Here is a 15,812-nt window from a genome sequence, read left to right on the forward strand (position 1 = left end):
GGGATCCGTTACGGGAGGCGGTAGTCGGGGCCGAGTACGGCGCCGGCGGCCGGGTGGGTCTCGTCGTATCCGCGGGCGTTGCACTGGAGCCCGCCCTTGATGCAGTGCTCGACCAGGGCGTTCAGGGTCCGGTCGTCCCAGGCGTTGAAGAAGTCGTAGTGGAACGAGTGGCCGGACCCGCTGGAGAGCCTGACCTGGGACATGTCACCGCTGACCGGGAAGGCCATCTTGAACTCGACCATCGGGACCGCGACCGGGTGGTCGGCGGGGCAGACGTTGTCGTTGTTGCCGGGCTTCACCACCGGGTAGGCCATGTGCGCCTTGTGGTCCGGGGTGTCCAGGTTCTTGCCGTCCCAGCAACTGGGGGACTGCATGCGGATGTTGAGCTGGCTGCCGGCCGGGCAGTTCGCGGGGAACTCGGTGTTCTTGAAGCTCTCGCCGCACTCCCAGCCCTCGACCCAGCCCTTGTGGCCGCGGAACTCGGCCGCCGTCTGGGTCGGGCTGCCGACGACGAACCGCAGGCCCTTGGGGAAGGGGCGCACGCTCGTGTAGTCGGTCACGCCCGTCTTGTAGTAGATGACCTGCGGGCCGGTGGGGAGGATCTTCTGGTTGCCGTTGAAGAGCGAGGGCATCCAGTAGCCGGACAGGTCGCCGACCGCGTTGCAGGCCGTGCCGCCCGCGCTCAGCGAGGCGGTGGTGCTGTTGGCGTCCGTGCCGGTGTTGCCCATGAAGGTGTGGTCGTGCGAGGCGCCGGGCCGGCCCGCGAACACGATCGGGTCGTCCGGGGCGGTCCTGCTGACCGAACAGTTGGCCTGGAACTCGTGGAAGTAGCGGTCCGGCGGGTTGTTCCAGGACGGGGTCACGCCGGTGACCTGCGGAACGGCCGGGATGTAGCCGTCACCGTCGGGGTCGTCGCCCCCGGCGATCGCGGCCACGGCGGAGTGGTCCATGTTCATGTGGACGTTGCCGGGGTCGGGCGTGGCCTGCGCGGTGAGCGCGGTGGCGCCGAGACCGGCGGCGGCGGTCACGGCGATGGCCGCCGAGACCAGGAAGGCGGACAGGGCCCGCGGTCGGAGATTCATCGTTCAGCTCCTTCTGGGGGGTGGGAGAGCGCTCTCTCGGATGTCCTGGAAAACGCGGGGCGGCCGGTGGCCGCCCCGCGAACCGGGGGTCAGGGGGTGATCAGGGGAAAGAGACGACGGTGGACGGGGTGGTCGACGTACCCGAGGTCGCCGCGCCCGTGCTGTTGACGACGTGCTCGTACTGGCCGTTGCCGCCGAGCGAGACGACGAGGAGGTCGTGGAACTTCACGCCGGGCTTCACCGGGACCTCGAAGCCGTGGTCCTGACGGATCGTCGGGTCGACGTTGTAGTAGCAGTAGCTGCCCAGGCCCCATCCCTCGTGGGTGCTGACCGAGTCGGCGACCTTGTAGGCGGCGAAGCCCTTGACCGAACCGTTCTGGACGGCGGCCTGGTTGGGGGCGTCGTACGACTTCTCGTTCTGGAAGAAGATCGTGCGGCCGCGCTCGCCGTTCCACTCCACGTCGTACTTGTTGAAGTGCTCGACGAACAGACCCGTGGCCAGTACGTCGTCACCGTTGACGCGGAACCCGTAGTCGGAGCGGTTGGTCTCCCAGCCCACCCCGTCGCCGTGGTCGGCGCGCCAGATCCAGGTGTGGTCGACGATCGTGTCGTGGTTGTTGATGACCATGCCGGCCGTGGCCTTGCCCGCGCCGGCGCCGCCGACCCGGATGAAGACGTCCTGGACGGTGGTCGGGTTCGCCCCGTGGTCCGTGGTGGTGCCGGCCGGGCCGACCTCCAGCAGGCTGGGGGAGTTGACCTGGCCCGCGTCGATCAGGAAACCGGCGAGCTTGACGCCGTCGACGTCGGCGACCTTCATCGCCGTCACCCCGTTGTCCGGGACGATGGTGGCCAGGCCGAGGCCCAGGACGACCGTGTCGGCACGGTTGACCTGGACGGGCTGGTCGACGTGGTAGACGCCCGGGGTGAGCAGCAGGTGCAGGCCCTGGGCCAGCGCCTGGTTCATCGTGGCGGCGCTGGTGCCCGGCTTGACCACGTAGAACTGGCTGAGCGGGATCGAGGTGCCCTGCGGGGTGCCGTTGCCCCAGGAGGTGCCGCGCGCGTTCACGCGCTTGGCCGGGACGAACACCTTGTACTCGGAGCCGTCCAGGTAGAGGAAGGGCTTCTCGCGGGAGACCGGGGTGGTGTCGAGCGTGGTGTAGCGCGGCTCCGGGAAGCTCTGCGAGGGTGCTCCCACGGTGCCGGAGAAGACCTGGTTCCAGACCCCGTTGGACCAGCCGCCGATGGAGCTGTCACGGGTGTACCACTGCTGCTGCGAGTAGTTGCCGACCTGGCCGTCGATCTTGGAGTCGGCGATGAAGCCGCCCGAGGACCAGCCGTAGCCGGACGGGGCCAGGTTGAGGCCGCCCTTGACGTGCATCCGGCGGAACGGCGCGGCCTGCGAGACGGCCCAGCGGTCGGTGCCGTTGACCGGGTTGAGCGCCAGGTTCTCGGCCGAACGCCAGAAGTTCTGGGTGGCGTTGCCGCCGAACCAGCCGGCGTCGACGGTCACGTCACCGTTGATGGTGGTGTCGTCGGGGTTGAGGCCGAGTCCGGAGATCGAGGTGTAGAAGCCGATCTGGGCGTTCAGACCGTTGTAGGTGCCCGGCTTGAAGAGGAACTGGTAGCGCCCGGAGCCGAACTGGGCCGACTCCTGCTGCGCGAAGACCTGGTCCAGCCTGGCCTGGATGTTCGGGGTGGACGGATCGAAGACGATCACGTTGGGGCCGAGGTCACCGCCGCCGGGCAGCTGCGGGCCGGTGCCGCCGGTGGTCCCGTACACCTGGAACTCCCAGAGCGAGTACCCGTATCCGGTGGTCCGCTGGGTGCCGTACACGCGGACGTAGCGGGCGGTGCCGGTGATGTCGTGGGTCTGGACCCCGCCGGTGGAGTTGGCCGTGGAGTAGGCCGTCGACCAGTTGGTGCCGTCCGTGGAGAGCTCGACGCGGTACGCCTTCGCGGCCGCGGTCTCCCAGCGCAGGACGACCTGGCTCAGCTGTGCGGCGGCGCCGAGGTCGACCTGTATCCACTGCGGGTCGGCGAACTGGCTGGACCAGCGCGTGCCGTTGTCGCCGTCGACGGCCGCGGAGGCGGGTGTGCCGGCGCCCTCGGTGGAGGAGGCGGTGGCGGGCTTGCCCTGGGAGAGGAGCGTGGGCGCCGCGGTGGCGGCGGTGCTCGGGAGGAGCACGAGGAGGGCCGCGACGAGTACGGCGGCGAGGGACGCGACGGTCAGCCGTGAAGGACGGGTGTGCCGCGGTGGGCGCGGCGGGTGATCGGAGAGGAGGGGCATGCGGGGCTACTCCTGACGTTGTGGATCCGGGGGGATCGAAGCGTGAGTGAACTGCCCTGCGCGGAGGCCGTCAAGGGTTTGAACGTTCATGAACTGAAGATCCAATGAGGTGTCAAACACGCATCAGGCCTGTGAACTTGGAGTTTATTCAATCCTTGTGAAAAGTATTGACGAAAAAACTTCACGGAACTCTACTGATGCTCTGACCGCTCCGTCTCGCCGTGCCCGCTGTGGCGGGACGGAGCCAGGTCGGGAATCTTCGGCGCGTTCGGAGAGTGGGGCCCGATGAGTGGGCAACTGGTGCGCTGTGTTCGTTACTTGTCGTCAGGAGAGGTCGGGGACATCGCCCCCGGCCGCCCAGGTCACCTCAGTGCCGGGGACCGTCGCCGACCAGGGGTCGCCGAGCCGGGCCAGGGCGGTCGCGTCCGGCGGCGTCGAGCCGAGGCCGATCGCGTAGCGGGCCAGGGTCGCGGTCCGCTCGTAGGGGCGGGGCCAGGCGTGCGCCTGCGAACAGCCCGCCTCCTCCAGGGCGCCGAGCAGGGAGCGGAGCCGGCCGCGCGTCCGGCCGAGGTTCTCCTCGAACTCCCCGGGCCGGGCCCCCGTCACCGTGACGACGGCCCAGGCGGCGTGCCTGCGGTGCAGGGGCGGACGGGCGGCGGGGAGCTCCCGCGCGGAGTCCTCCTCCAGTACCTCCCACGCGGCGTACAACTCCCGCGCCAGCAAGTCGGCCGTCCCTGCACCGACTTGGGTGGTGCAGCTGCGGACCGGAGCGGAGGGGGTCAACACGGTGACGGCCCCCGCGCCGCTCACCGGGCCCGCGGTCGCATACGAAGCCGGTGCCGGTGCCGGTGCCGGTGCCGGGTCCGCTCCGGTGGTGGCCGCGGACGTGGGGTCCGGGGCCGGGGACAGGGTCACCGGCGCGCGCCAGTCCCAGGCGGCCCAGGTGGCGAAGAAGGTACGGAGCAGGGGGCCGGGGGAGAGGTCGGGGGCGGCGCGGACCGTGTGCGCTGCCAGAACGGCCCAGGCCAGGCCAGGCAGACCGCCGAACGGCGCCGAATCCAGACCCCGGGACCGCGCCCAGACCTTGACCTCGCGCGCCAGCCGGGCGAACGCCGCCGCCCGCTCCGGGCCCGCGAACTCCCGTACCGCATCGGCGTCGCTCACCGCGCTCAGCGCCACCGCCGCGGCCTCGCCGATCCGCGCACGCCGGGCCACCGCCCCGTCGGGGGGCACCGGTCCGGTGGCGACCAGCACCAGGTCCACGTCCAGCCCGGCCACGCGCAGCCGCAGCCCCGGCACCCGCGCTCCCGTCACCTCGCGGAGCCCCTCCGCCTCCGGCAGCGCCGAGGCGATCCGCGCCCGCACCTCCGCGGTGGAGGCGGCGCCGGGCAGCGCCGCCACCAGGTCCAGGTCGGCGTCCGGCAGGGCGCAGCCCATCCGCCGCGAGCCGGCCACGTGTACGACCCCCTCGGGCAGCGCGGCCGCGATCCGGGCCGTGACCGACTCGGCGCCGGCCGCCATAGCGGCCTCGGGGCGGAGCGGTTCCGGTGCCCAGCGGATCCGCCCGGTGCCCAGCTCCACCGTCGCCCGGACCTCCATCGGGCCGTCCCCGCGCCGGGACAGGACGGCGAGCGAGCCCACCCGGGCCGGCCGGCCACCGCCCAGCCGCGCCGCGAAGCGCCGCTCCGCACGGACGGGATCGGCACTGCGGCCCAGCGTCAGGTGCGGGGTGTAGCCCTCGCCCCGGCCCCGGCAGCCCGGGAACCGGGCCGTCAGCGCCCGCCGCAGCTCCTGCCACGGGGCTTCGCCGGACGCCGCCGGGTCGAGCCACAGGGTCGGGCCGAAACTGTGCACGCCGTCCAGCCGCGCCGTGAACGCAGCCGTCCGCGAGGCCGCTTCGGCCAGCAGGGGCAGCGCCGCGCCGAAGGAGGACTCCGGGACGAAGCCGAACAGCAGGTTCACGTGCGCGGGCCAGCGCTCCGCCTGCGGATCGTGCTCCTGGCGCAGTGCATCCACCGCCGCGTCGGGCGGTGCCAGCCATGCCAGGGCCGTCCGCGCGGTCGCCGGAGCGTCCAGCACCGCGTGCCGGTGGGCGGCGTCCGTGCCGGAATCGCCGGGCCCGTCCGCGCCGGAACCGCCGGCCCCGACCGCGCCGGAGCCGCCGGGCCCGTCCGCCGCCGGGCCGAAGTCCAGCGTGACCTCGACCCCGTAGTGGTCCGAGATGAACAGTCCGTCCGGGGAAGGGGAGTTGCCGCGGAGTCCGGCCTGCGCCACGCGGGCCCGGGCCGATCGCAGGAGGATCCGGTCGATGCGCCCGGCCAGTCCCGACAGCGATCCCACCGCCGCGAGCGGATTGGCCACCGGATCGAAGGTCGGCGTCCGGTCGTCCGCCCCGTGCGCGTCGTTCCACGCGTCCCGCAGCCCCAACGCCGCCGCCGGACCCCCGGCTCCCGAGCGGCCGTCGTTGAAGTCGCCGAGCAGGGTCACATCGCCCGCCTCGATTCCGGCCAACCCCTCCGCGAGACGGGTGAGTTCGACGGCCCGCCGGTCGTGTCCGCGCTCCGTGTGGTCGCTCGTCAGGTGGGTGGCCGCGATCACCAGCGGCCCGCCCGCGGTGTCCACCGTCACGGCGACCACCGCCTTGTGCGGACCGAGTGCGTGGACGCCCGCCTCCCGCACCGGCAGCCGGCTCAGCACCAGCAGTCCGTTCTCCGCCACCTCCCGCCCGTCGGGATCTGCGGCGATCGTGTACCCGGCCCGCACCCACGGCTCGGCGAGGAGCAGGTGGAGCAGCTCCCGTTCCACCTCCTGGAGGGCGATCACGTCGGCATCGGCCGCCGCCAGGTCGGCCAGCAGCAACGGCCTGCGCCGTGCGGTGGCGATGAGCGGGGAGTCGTAGCGGTCCCAGAGCGTGTTCCAGGTCAACAGCCTGATGTGTGCGGGTCCTTGGGTTCGCGTTTCGGCCTCCGGTGCCCGCCGCCACGCACCGTCGTCCGCCGGGTCCCACGCGTACGGGGTCCGCGCCGTGAAGAACGGTGCCCGCAGCAGCCTCGGATCGTGGACGCGGCCGGCCGAGGTGCTGTCGATGGTGTCGACACCCGTCGCCCGGTCCCAGACCAGTTCCCCGTCGGCCTCCACGAACAGCACCCGGTGCCAGGGGATGTCGCCCCCGGGCACGAACGACGGCAGCGGGACCCGCTTCGGCGCCGCCCCGCGCTGCAGCAGCCCCAGGGTGAACCGGGCCGGGTCGAAACGGGAGTCCCAGCGGACCTGGTGGTAGAGCTCCTCGCTGGTGCGCATCAGCGGTGGTCCTCGCTAGTCGTCGCCGCCGTAGCCCGTATCGGCGTAGGCGTAGGCATCGGCATCGGCATCGGCGGGGCGATCGTGCCGGCCGTGTCCTCCACGGTTCCGCCCGCCCCGATGTACCAAGTGCGGTGCGCCTCACCCGGATACGGGGGAGTGAACCGGTGCAGTTGGGAGGTCAGCACCTGCGCCGGTACGGGATGCGCGTGCGTGGCGTTGCGGCGCAGCAGCTCCGTGTCCCCGACCAGTACCACCGCGTGGGTGACCAGTGCGTCGCGCCGCCGGGCGACCGCGCCGGCCAGCCCGCGCTGCTGCCCCGTGAGCGAGGTCGCGTCCCACACCACCGTGCCCCCGCGTCCCGCGGCCGCGGCCAGCGCGGAGTCCAGGCGGTCCAGGCCCTCGCGGAGCACGTCCGCGTTGTCCCGCTGGTTCGCACGGGAACCCCGCGCCGTGCGCAGATCGTCCAGAACGATGTACGTCTCCACCCCGGGCAGGTTCCGGGCGTACGTGCTCTTCCCGCTGCCCGAGGGCCCGCAGAGCTGCACCAGCCGCGGGAAGGAGCCGTCCCGCCACCGCCAGGTCGCCGCCACCGCCTCCTCGGCGCCGGTCAGCCTGCCCTGCCCGTACGCCTCGCGCGCCTCGGCCCAGCAGCGGTCGGCCACATCGCCGGAGCCGGAGCCGGAGCCGTCGCGGGAGCGGTCGCCATCGCCGTCGCCGAGGCCGGCCGCCGCCAGTGCCTCGCGAAGGCCGCCCCGCAGCGGTTCCAGCGGACCGGTCCCGAGCAGGCCCGCCTCCTCGGCGTGCAGGGCGGACCACTCGACGCACTCGATGGCTCCGGCGGCCCCCTCGGAGCCCCCGCGGACCGCCCCCGCCAGCGCGTGCAGCACCCCCAGGTCGGCCGCCTCCGCCATCCGCACCAGCCCGGCCCGCCGCTCCGCGTCCGGGTAGGGGAACGGCCTGCGCAGCGCCGGGTACAGCCCGACCAGGTCCGCGACCCGCCGTGCGGTGGCCATCCCGAGCGGCCCGGGCGCCAGCCGCCCCGCGAGTGCGGACCGCGGTACTCCGTGCAGCGCGGCCGCCAGCAGTCCGGCCAGCCGCTCCTCGCCGGACCGGCGGACGTCCAACCCGTCGATGCGGCCCGCCACTTCGGCGACGGTCTCCTCGGTGCCGGCCGCCGCCACCGCATCCACCGCATCCTCCGCGCCCACGGCGCGCAGCAGTCCGGCCGTGTCCGGCTCCGCCCCCGACCGTACGTCCCACAGCGCGGCCGTCGGCCCGAGGCCGTTCGCCACCACCTGCGCGTACATCCAGTGAGTGTCCGTCCGCACGTGGCCGCCCCGCACCCACTTGGCCACGTACCGGCCGAAGTCGGCCCGGTCGAAGCCCGCCACCGTGCGGACCACGTAGCCCTCTTGCCGGGTCGTGTCGAGCCGGAGCCCGCGCAGGGCCGGGCCTTCCCCCAAGAAGGTGGGCACGCGGTTATTGATCACGCGGCGAGGGTGAGTCTAGCGGCGTGGTGTCGGCGTTCGTATTCGTCGGGACTGAGGTGGCCGTTGGCGGAGTGCCGGCGGCGGGTGTTGTAGCGGGTCAGCCAGGCGAAGACGGTTCGGCGGCAGGTGTCGGCATCGCCGTAGTCGGGGTCTCCTTGGAGGGTCTCGCGTTTCAGGGAGGCGTGGAAGCTTTCGCAGGCCGCGTTGTCGGCGCTGGTGCCGACCGCGCCCATGGAACGGGTCACCCCGAGCTGGTCGCAGAGGCTGGCGTAGGCCCGGGAACCGTACTGGGCGCCGTGGTCCGAGTGGAACACGGCGCCGTCCAGGCTGCCGCGGGTCGAGCCGGCCATCCGCAGTGCGTCGGCGACCAGGCCGGTGCGCATGTGGTCGGCGATGGACCAGCCCACGACCTTGCGGCTGAAGCAGTCCAGCACGGTCGCGAGGTAGAGGAACTTCCCTCCCGCGAGCGGGAGATAGGTGATGTCGCCCATGTATTTCCGCCCGGGCTCAGGGGCGGTGAAGTCTCGCTGGAACAGGTCTGCGACCGGTGTGGTCGACGGGTCGGGGACGGTGGTGCGGACGCGTCTGCGCAGCCGGATGCCGGTGACGGAGTGCGTCCTCATGACCCGGGCGACCCGCTTCTCGTTGACCACATGCCCCTTCTCGCGGAGCTCGGCGGTCACGCGTGGTGAGCCGTAAGCGCCACCGGACTCGCTGTGGACCTTGCGGATCTCCCCGGCCAGGACCTGGTCATCGCGGTGCCGGGCGGCCCGGGCCTGGGCGCCGGCGAGCCATTTGTAGTAGCTGGACCGGTTGACGTCCAGGACCTGGCAGAGCCGCTTCACCTCATAGGTGGCCCGGTGGTCGTCAACGAACTGGAAGCGGCTGGTCACCAGTTCGTCTCTCCGGCGAAATACTTGGCCGCCTTGCGGAGTATGTCCCGCTCGGTGGCGAGCTTGCGCTCACTGGCCTCGAGCTCGGCCACCCTGGCCTCCAGCCGCCGGACCCGCTCGTCCGGATCACTGGGCGACACCGCCGCCCCGTGGCCGGCGGCCTGCATCACAGCAGCGGCGGTGCCGCCACGGCGTTCGCGGTCCCGCAGTACCCACTCCCGCAGGGTCGCCCGGTTGACGCCCAGGTCAGCGGCAATGCCCTTGTACGTCGCACCGGGCGTGGACTCGTACAGGGCCACTGCATCTGCCTTGAACTCGTCCGAATAGTCCTTCAGAGCCATCGGTGGTCTTCTCGCTTCCTCCGGATCAATCAAGATCCAGTATCAGCGTGTCCACCACTCAGGGGGAGGCCCCGCCCGTTCGTCGAAGACGCCCCGCCAGAGCACGCGCGGTCCGGGCACGCCGAGGCCGTGCAGGAAGCGCACGGTACGGTCCCAGTCCAGGCAGCGGTCGCCGTCCCACACCGAGAACCCGTAGAACCACGAGTCGAGTTCCTCGTAGGCGAGCGAGTGGCGCGCGTACACGTTCTCGCCGCACACCCGCGAACCCGCCGGGATCCCGGGGCCGATACGGCTCTGCAGGCCCTTCACCCAGGCCCGCGACGGGTGGTGGCCCGAGTCGAGGGACCGGGCGTGCAGGCCGTCGGCGTAGAGGGTGGTGTTCTCCCCGTCGAGCTTCTCGGTGACCACGACCTCCTGCCCGGCCAGCGCGCCGGGCCCGGTGGTCCGCACGTCGTCGGAGGTCGCGCCCGGGGACCACGGCAGATGCGGGGTCCGGGGGTAGTGGGTGCGCATGGTCCGCTCCTGCTCGACGGGGTTGGTGCCCGGTCACTGTAGGTAGGCGGCATGCGGTCGGACCAGCGAATATCGGCGCCGGGGGCCCCGGCCGGGCCGGGTGGTGCTCAGTAGCCGATGGTGAACCGCCTGCCCGCGTGCGCGTCGCGCTCGATCTCGTCCACCAGCGCGACGGCGTAGTCCTCCGTGGAGATCAGACTGCGTCCGGCGTCGTCCACGACCAGGTCGTCGAGCCCCAGCCGGTACGTCCCCGTCCGCGTGCCCGGCTCGATCCGTGCGGCCGGGCTGAGGTTGGTCCAGTGGACCTCGTCCACCGGGACGGTCCGCAGGAAGTCGAGCGCGTCCCCGTGGGCGTGCATGACGGCGAGGATCGGCTCCGGGATCCCGGCCTCGTCCCACACCATCGGCCCGCCGGGGGTGCGCAGCGAGCCCGCGCCGCCGACGGTGACCACGCGCGGCCGGGGCCCGTCCGCGCCCAGCGCTTGTACGCCGCCGATCAGCGATTTGGCGGCGCTGACGAGGGCGCCGGGGTCACCGGAGCCCGGCCCGAAGGCGCTCACCACCACGTCCTGCCCGGCCGCCGCCTGGGTCACGGACGCGGGGTCGAGGACGTTGCCGCGTACGACGGCGACGTCGGCGACGCTGGCTTCGGACTCGGAGAAGTGCGCGGGATCGCGTACGACGGCCGTGACCTGGTGCCCGCGCCCGAGTGCTTCGTGCAGCACCCGGGATCCGATGGTGCCGGTCGCGCCGAAGAGAGCGATCTTCGCCATGGCGACTCCTGTGGGGTGGAGGCTGGGGGGGGGGACCCCGGTCGGGGTCCGCCGGGCCCATCCAAGCGAATCCGGCCTCCCGCGCCCGGCAGCGCCACGCGGTCAGCGGCCTCCGGTCAGTGACACAGCGCGACGATGGCCGGGTCCACCGTCCCGCGGGCCGCCGCGCACAGCGGTGCCATGTCGTACGTACGGTTCGGCGCGGGCCGGGGCCCACGGGTCTGCGCCGCCGGGGCGGCGGCGGGTGCGGCCGCGGCTCTCCCCGGGCCGGTGCGCCGGGGCCGCTCCGGCCGGTGCCGCGGCGCGCCCTGCTTCGCCCTGCCCCACTCAGCACCGCCGGGCGCGGGCGCGGGTGCGTCGGGCGCGGCCGCCGCACCGCCGGGATCGGCAGCCGCCTCCGCTCCCGCAGCCGGATCCGGTGCGACCGGGGGCAGCGTGCCCAGCGGCGCGGCCTCGACGGCCGGTCGGGGCGCGGCCGTCCACATCTGCGTCGGCACCGGCCGCGGGGCGTACCCGGACCCAGGACCTGAAACCGACCCCGCCCCCGACCCCGACCCCGACCCCGACCCCGACCCCGACCCCGACCCGGGCCCGCTCCCCGGACCGGTCGGGTGCACGGTGACACACCCGGCCGTCATGGCCAGTGCGACAACGATCAGGGGCAACCACGGTCCCCGGCGAAACTCCATCCGCCCACCCTGCCCCACGCGGACCCGCACCTCCGCACGCGCTCACCCGCACGGGTGGTCCCGGCACCCGGCCGCTCAGCCGCAGGTCACGCTGTCCCTGGGTGTGTAGCGGGTCTTCATCGTCTCCCGCTTGACCTCCTGTCCGCCCTTCACGAACACCCTGTCGACGGCGACCTCGAAGCCCTCCAGCGGGGACTGCGGTTCGCACTTCGGGCCGGTGTCCGTGCGCGTGGCGGGCGGTTTGACGTTGGTGCGCGGGCCCTTGGCCGCGCGGATCTCGTCGTACCGCTTCGTCCCCAGGAAGGTGATGGTGATCGAGGTGTCGGTGGCCTCGGCCTGGATGTAGAGCGCCTTGCCCGAGTCGTTGGCGAAACGCAGGTCCAGGCTGCCCCAGGCGACGGTGGCCTCGCGGCCCTCCGGATAGCGCTCGATGTAGAAGGAGTGCGCTCCGTACTCAACGGGTTTGACGCCCGCGAAGAACATCGCGTTGAAGACGGTGGTGGCGACCGCCGAGACACCGCCGCCCGAGGCCTTCTCGTACTGGCCGTTGTTGATGATCAGGCCGTCGACGAAGCCGTTCTCCTCCGTGCGCTCGCCGACGCGGCGGTTGAAGCTCCACGTCTCGTCGGGCAGCACGAGCGAGCCGTTGATCAGCTCGGCGGCCCGCCCGATGTTCGTCGTACGGTACGGGGCCTTCTCGAAGTCGACCGTGAACGAGGACACCTTCTCCTTGACGCCCAGCTGCCCGACCGTGCTCGCGGACAGCTTCGGCCCGACCTCTTCCGTGGGCACCTCGCCCGTGCGCTCCGCCGCGCCCGTCCGCGTCAGCAGCGGGAGCACCGCGGCGGTGAGACCCGCCTCGCTGACCCGGCGTCCGGCGCGGCCCTCCTCGGCCACCGAGACGCGGCCGGCGGAGTCGGTGCGCAGCTTCGCCTCGACCGGGCCGGGTGCGGCCCGGCGCAGCGGGCCGGCCAGTTCGGGGTCGGCGAGCAGCGCCTCGGCGTCGAGGCCGGGCGCGAGACGGCGCTGGCCGTCGTCCTTGAAGCTGAGGTGCTTGGCGAGGACGGCCGGGCCGACGGGTATGCGCTTGCCGCTCACCGTGAGGGTGACGGGCGCGGACACCGCCGGGCGCGCGAGCTCCGTCAGCACCCGCTCCGTCTCCTGCTGCCCTATCCGGGGCTCCGAGCGCCGGACGGGTAGCCCGACGGGCTCGTCCGCGGCCCGGGGGTAGGCGGAGCGCAGCACCTCGAGGGAGCCGTCGACGTCGAGGGCGCTGCCGGTGACCGGGGCCACCGCCTTGGCCTCGCCCTTCTCGAAGACCACCGAGCCTTCCCTGGCCTCCTGCCGGGCCTTCTTGCCGATGCCGTCCAGGGCGGTGCGCGCGGCCTTCTCGTCGAGCCGGACCACCGGCTCCACGTCGGGATCGCCGGAGGAGAACAGCCGGCCGATCACGGTGAGCGGGCCGGAGCCGGAGCGGGCCGCCCGGTCGGCGGTGGCACCGGTGTCCAGGGACAGTCCGAGCGTCGCCGGCTGGGCCCGCTCGGTGCGCTCCCCGATCCGCAGCCCCAGCGGGGCCGCGGCGGACGGGCCCAGGCCGCGGTCCAGGGTCTGGCGGGCCTCGGCGCGGCTCATGCCGCCTATGTCGATGCCGCGCACCTTCGTGCCGGCGGCGACCTCGTCGCCGGCCAGCAGCAGGCCCGCCGCGTACAGCCCGCCGAAGCCGAGGGCCGCGGCGCCGCTGGCCACGCCCGCGGCTCCCGGGACGGTCCACCGCTTGCCGGTGGCCGCCCGGGTGCCCGTACGTGGTGCGCGTCGCATGCCTGGGTCTCTCCTCGCTCCGGTGACGTGGTCGGACCGGCGGTTTCCACGCCGCCAGCCCGCCCGGGGAACGTAGCAAGATCCGTGTAACCAGGTAATAAGGAGGTATAGGGGTGGCAAAGGGCGGAAGTGTCGATCTCCGTAACCCGGGGGCCGTCCGCGCTGTTGCACAGGCGGCGGGTCCGCCCACGGTGGACGCCCCCACGGTGAATGCCCCTACGGTGAATGGAAGCCGATGCCGCAGCTGACCGACGAGGCCGTGACCGAGGATCAGGGCGGCGGCCCGGCGGCCGCGGATCCGGGCACGTGGATGACCCCGGAGGCGTACGGGGCCTCGCGCGCCTCGCTCTGGACCGGCGCGGTCGTCCTGGTCACCGACGCCGACGGGCGCGTCCTGGTCCAGAGCGTCGACTACCGCCCCGACCGGCTGCTGCCCGGCGGCGCGGTGGACGCGGGCGAGGCCCCGGCCGCGGCGGCCGCCCGCGAGATGTACGAGGAGCTCGGCATCGAGGGCCACTACCCGCGCGGCCTCGCCGTCGACTGGATCCCCGCCGATACGCCCGGGATGCCGCCCGGGATGCGCTTCCCCGGCGAGATCCTGCACGTCTTCGACGGCGGTACCTGGACCCGGGAGCGGATCGCATCCGTCCGCCTCCCCGCACAGGAGATCACCGGGATCCACTTCGCCGAGCCGGCCGAGCTGCCCGCCCTGATGGACGCGGGCGACGCCCGCCGCGCACTGTCCGCCCTGCGGGCCCGGATCAACGGCGGCGGCACCGCCTTGCTCGAGGAGGGCCGCCCCACCACCCCCACCGCCCTGGACCGGCTCGGCGTCCTGCGCAGCCGCCGCGACCCGCAGCACGGCACCTGGCACACGGGCCCGCCCCCCGCGCACCTGCCGCTGCGGGACGCCGCGGGCTGGCTCTTCGCCCCCGACGGGCGCGTGCTGCTGCTCATCGCCCGGGCCACCGGCAGGGCCCACCTGCCACCCCCGGCGGCGGGCCCGACCACGGGCGCGATCCCGCTCGGGTACCGGTACGCCGGCCAGGGCGCCCATCCGCGCACCGCGGCCCGGCTCACCGCGCTGCCCCCGGGCCCGGACCCGGCGTACGCCCGGCTGCTGGCCACCCCCGAACAGGTCCGCGAGCTCAGCGACTGGGGCCCGGCGGGCCAGGAGGAACTCGCGGCCGTCCACGCCGCCCGCGGCCACCTCTCCCTCCCGGCCCCGCCCCGCACCCCGCCGACGGAGCTCCCGCCGGAGGGCTGCCGCTGGTGAACGCGGCCCGGGCCCCGGACCGGCGCGCGGCCCATGCCCCGGCACCACCCCGGCCCCGCCCCGCCCCGCCCCGTGCGTCCGCGGAGCGGCCGGGCCGGGGGAGCGCTGCGCGGCTCAATCCCCGGTCCGCGGCCCGCGGTCCCGCAGCATGGGGGGATGAGCGAGACTGCGATCACCTACACCGTCTACGTCCAGGCCGACCCCGAACGCGTGTGGCAGGCCCTGACCGAGCCCGCGTTCACCCGCCGCTACTGGGGGCTCGACTTCGACACCGACTGGCGGGTGGGGTCCACGATGGACTGGGTGGAGCGCGGAGCCCGGACCAGCGATCCGGAGCAGGTGGTGCTGGAGTGCGTGCCGAACCGCCGGCTCTCCTACACCTGGCACACCTTCACCCCGCAGTGGGCGGCTTCCGCGGGCATCGGCGAGGAGCTGCGGGCCGAGCTCGCGCGCGAGCGGCGCACGAAGGTCACGTACGAGATCGAGCCGGTCGGCGACACGCTCGCGCGGCTGACCGTCCTCCACGAGGGGTTCGAACCGGGCGGCACCCTCATCGGCATGTGCGGGCGGGCCTGGCCGCTGCTCGCGTGCAGCCTCAAGACCCTCCTGGAGACCGGCGCCCCCCTGCCGGAGCAGGGCCACGCGCACGAACGGGGCTCCGGCGGCTACGAATCCCCCGAGCCCCGCGTCTGAGGCCCCGTCCGGGACTTCCGGGCCGCCCGTCACCGGCCGGCCGGCGCCGAGGCCCCGATGCCGGCGCGGGCCTGACGGCACCCTGACAACCTGCCGTTCACCGGTGTCGTGTGGAATGGACGCATGGGGAGAAGCGAGTACCAGATACGCCAGGGCGGCCCGACGGGCCGGACCGACGGGATCCCGGCGGCGGGCGAGCCGTCCGAGCACTGGCGCTACGCACGGCATTTGGAGGCCCTGGCCGCCGTCTCCGGTCAGCCCGCGGAGGCCGAGGCGGTGGCCGCCGTGCTGCGCGACCCGGACCCGGTGATGGCGGAGAGCGCGGTCGTCACGCACCTCGACCGGCGGGCGGCCGGGCTCCTGGCCGACGAGGCCTTTCCCGCCTGGTCGCAGGCCCTCGGCGCCGCCATCGGCGGCCGCACCTTCGCGGCCCGCAGGCTGCGCGAGTGGACCCTGCTGAAGGCCGTCACGCGCGGCGAACCCTGGGCCGCCGAGGACCTGCTCGCCGCCTCCGACTGGTGTCAGCGCACGGCCGCGCAGTCGCTGCACGCCGAGGAGGCGCTGCGGCTGCTGGCCGCGGCCGCCCGTACCCGCCGGGTCCGGAACACGGCGGCCCAGCGGCTGTTGCGGCGGGCGGCCGTCACCTCGTGACGG

11 protein-coding genes and 1 pseudogene are annotated in these 15,812 nt (G+C 73.7%); 3 read left to right on the forward strand and 9 right to left on the reverse strand.

The features are described from left to right. Window positions 1-8: 8 nt before the first annotated feature. The 9 genes and pseudogenes from OG904_RS29155 to OG904_RS29195 all read right to left on the reverse strand — a co-directional run bounded on the left by OG904_RS29155 (window position 9) and on the right by OG904_RS29195 (window position 13,189). The gene (locus tag OG904_RS29155; protein WP_405496015.1) at window positions 9-1,082 is read right to left on the reverse strand and encodes a DUF1996 domain-containing protein; all 1,074 of its coding nucleotides are present in this window, start codon (window positions 1,080-1,082) and stop codon (window positions 9-11) included. A gap of 100 nt (window positions 1,083-1,182) precedes the next feature. After that, on the reverse strand, window positions 1,183-3,369 hold the full coding sequence (locus OG904_RS29160; RefSeq protein ID WP_405496017.1) for a discoidin domain-containing protein: 2,187 nt from the start codon (window positions 3,367-3,369) through the stop codon (window positions 1,183-1,185). A 324-nt stretch (window positions 3,370-3,693) separates the two neighbouring features. After that, complete coding sequence (locus OG904_RS29165; RefSeq protein ID WP_405496019.1) at window positions 3,694-6,669, reverse strand: poly(A) polymerase; 2,976 nt, start codon at window positions 6,667-6,669, stop codon at window positions 3,694-3,696. Beyond that, entirely contained in the window at window positions 6,669-8,147 is a 1,479-nt protein-coding gene (locus OG904_RS29170) for an AAA family ATPase (protein WP_405496021.1), read from the reverse strand. Before OG904_RS29170 ends, OG904_RS29165 begins: the two co-directional genes overlap by 1 nt. An 11-nt stretch (window positions 8,148-8,158) precedes the next feature. Further along, window positions 8,159-9,396, reverse strand: a protein-coding gene (locus OG904_RS29175) for an IS3 family transposase (RefSeq protein WP_405496023.1) whose coding sequence is annotated in 2 segments (ribosomal slippage) — window positions 8,159-9,066 and window positions 9,066-9,396 — 1,239 coding nt in all. Because the reading frame shifts where the segments join, the coding sequence is not laid out codon by codon here. Between the two features lie 72 nt (window positions 9,397-9,468). Next, window positions 9,469-9,909, reverse strand: a pseudogene (locus tag OG904_RS29180) (RNA ligase family protein); the annotation flags it as partial. A gap of 107 nt (window positions 9,910-10,016) precedes the next feature. Then, window positions 10,017-10,682 carry an NAD(P)-dependent oxidoreductase gene (locus OG904_RS29185; RefSeq protein ID WP_405496025.1) on the reverse strand — a complete coding sequence of 222 codons (666 nt, stop codon included), beginning with the start codon at window positions 10,680-10,682 and terminating at the stop codon, window positions 10,017-10,019. A gap of 116 nt (window positions 10,683-10,798) precedes the next feature. After that, complete coding sequence (locus OG904_RS29190; RefSeq protein WP_405496027.1) at window positions 10,799-11,179, reverse strand: hypothetical protein; 381 nt, start codon at window positions 11,177-11,179, stop codon at window positions 10,799-10,801. 267 nt (window positions 11,180-11,446) lie between these two features. Beyond that, window positions 11,447-13,189 (reverse strand): VanW family protein, encoded by a 1,743-nt coding sequence (locus tag OG904_RS29195; RefSeq protein WP_405496029.1) that lies wholly within the window; start codon window positions 13,187-13,189, stop codon window positions 11,447-11,449. A gap of 235 nt (window positions 13,190-13,424) precedes the next feature. On the opposite strand from OG904_RS29195, the gene OG904_RS29200 reads away from it, so the two are divergent. From OG904_RS29200 to OG904_RS29210, 3 genes are all read left to right on the forward strand, one after another. Then, a complete protein-coding gene (locus OG904_RS29200; RefSeq protein ID WP_405496031.1) occupies window positions 13,425-14,465 on the forward strand; it encodes an NUDIX domain-containing protein in 1,041 nt (346 codons plus the stop codon). Window positions 14,466-14,621: 156 nt separating this feature from the next. Beyond that, entirely contained in the window at window positions 14,622-15,158 is a 537-nt protein-coding gene (locus OG904_RS29205) for an SRPBCC family protein (RefSeq protein ID WP_405496033.1), read from the forward strand. Between the two features lie 123 nt (window positions 15,159-15,281). Next, window positions 15,282-15,809, forward strand: coding sequence for a hypothetical protein (locus tag OG904_RS29210; protein WP_405496035.1), 528 nt, complete (start codon window positions 15,282-15,284; stop codon window positions 15,807-15,809). Window positions 15,810-15,812: the final 3 nt, after the last annotated feature.

This window comes from Streptomyces sp. NBC_00096 (assembly GCF_045041305.1).
Lineage (GTDB): Bacteria > Actinomycetota > Actinomycetes > Streptomycetales > Streptomycetaceae > Streptomyces.

What these genes read in the sequence shown, in the direction of transcription:
- OG904_RS29160 (WP_405496017.1), bottom strand. Translation starts at nt 3,369, where the DNA reads ATGCCCCTCCTCTCCGATCACCCGCCGCGCCCACCGCGGCACACCCGT.
- OG904_RS29210 (WP_405496035.1), top strand. Translation starts at nt 15,282, where the DNA reads ATGGGGAGAAGCGAGTACCAGATACGCCAGGGCGGCCCGACGGGCCGG.
- OG904_RS29200 (WP_405496031.1), top strand. Translation starts at nt 13,425, where the DNA reads ATGCCGCAGCTGACCGACGAGGCCGTGACCGAGGATCAGGGCGGCGGC.
- OG904_RS29165 (WP_405496019.1), bottom strand. Translation starts at nt 6,669, where the DNA reads ATGCGCACCAGCGAGGAGCTCTACCACCAGGTCCGCTGGGACTCCCGT.
- OG904_RS29155 (WP_405496015.1), bottom strand. Translation starts at nt 1,082, where the DNA reads ATGAATCTCCGACCGCGGGCCCTGTCCGCCTTCCTGGTCTCGGCGGCC.
- OG904_RS29195 (WP_405496029.1), bottom strand. Translation starts at nt 13,189, where the DNA reads ATGCGACGCGCACCACGTACGGGCACCCGGGCGGCCACCGGCAAGCGG.
- OG904_RS29205 (WP_405496033.1), top strand. Translation starts at nt 14,622, where the DNA reads ATGAGCGAGACTGCGATCACCTACACCGTCTACGTCCAGGCCGACCCC.
- OG904_RS29185 (WP_405496025.1), bottom strand. Translation starts at nt 10,682, where the DNA reads ATGGCGAAGATCGCTCTCTTCGGCGCGACCGGCACCATCGGATCCCGG.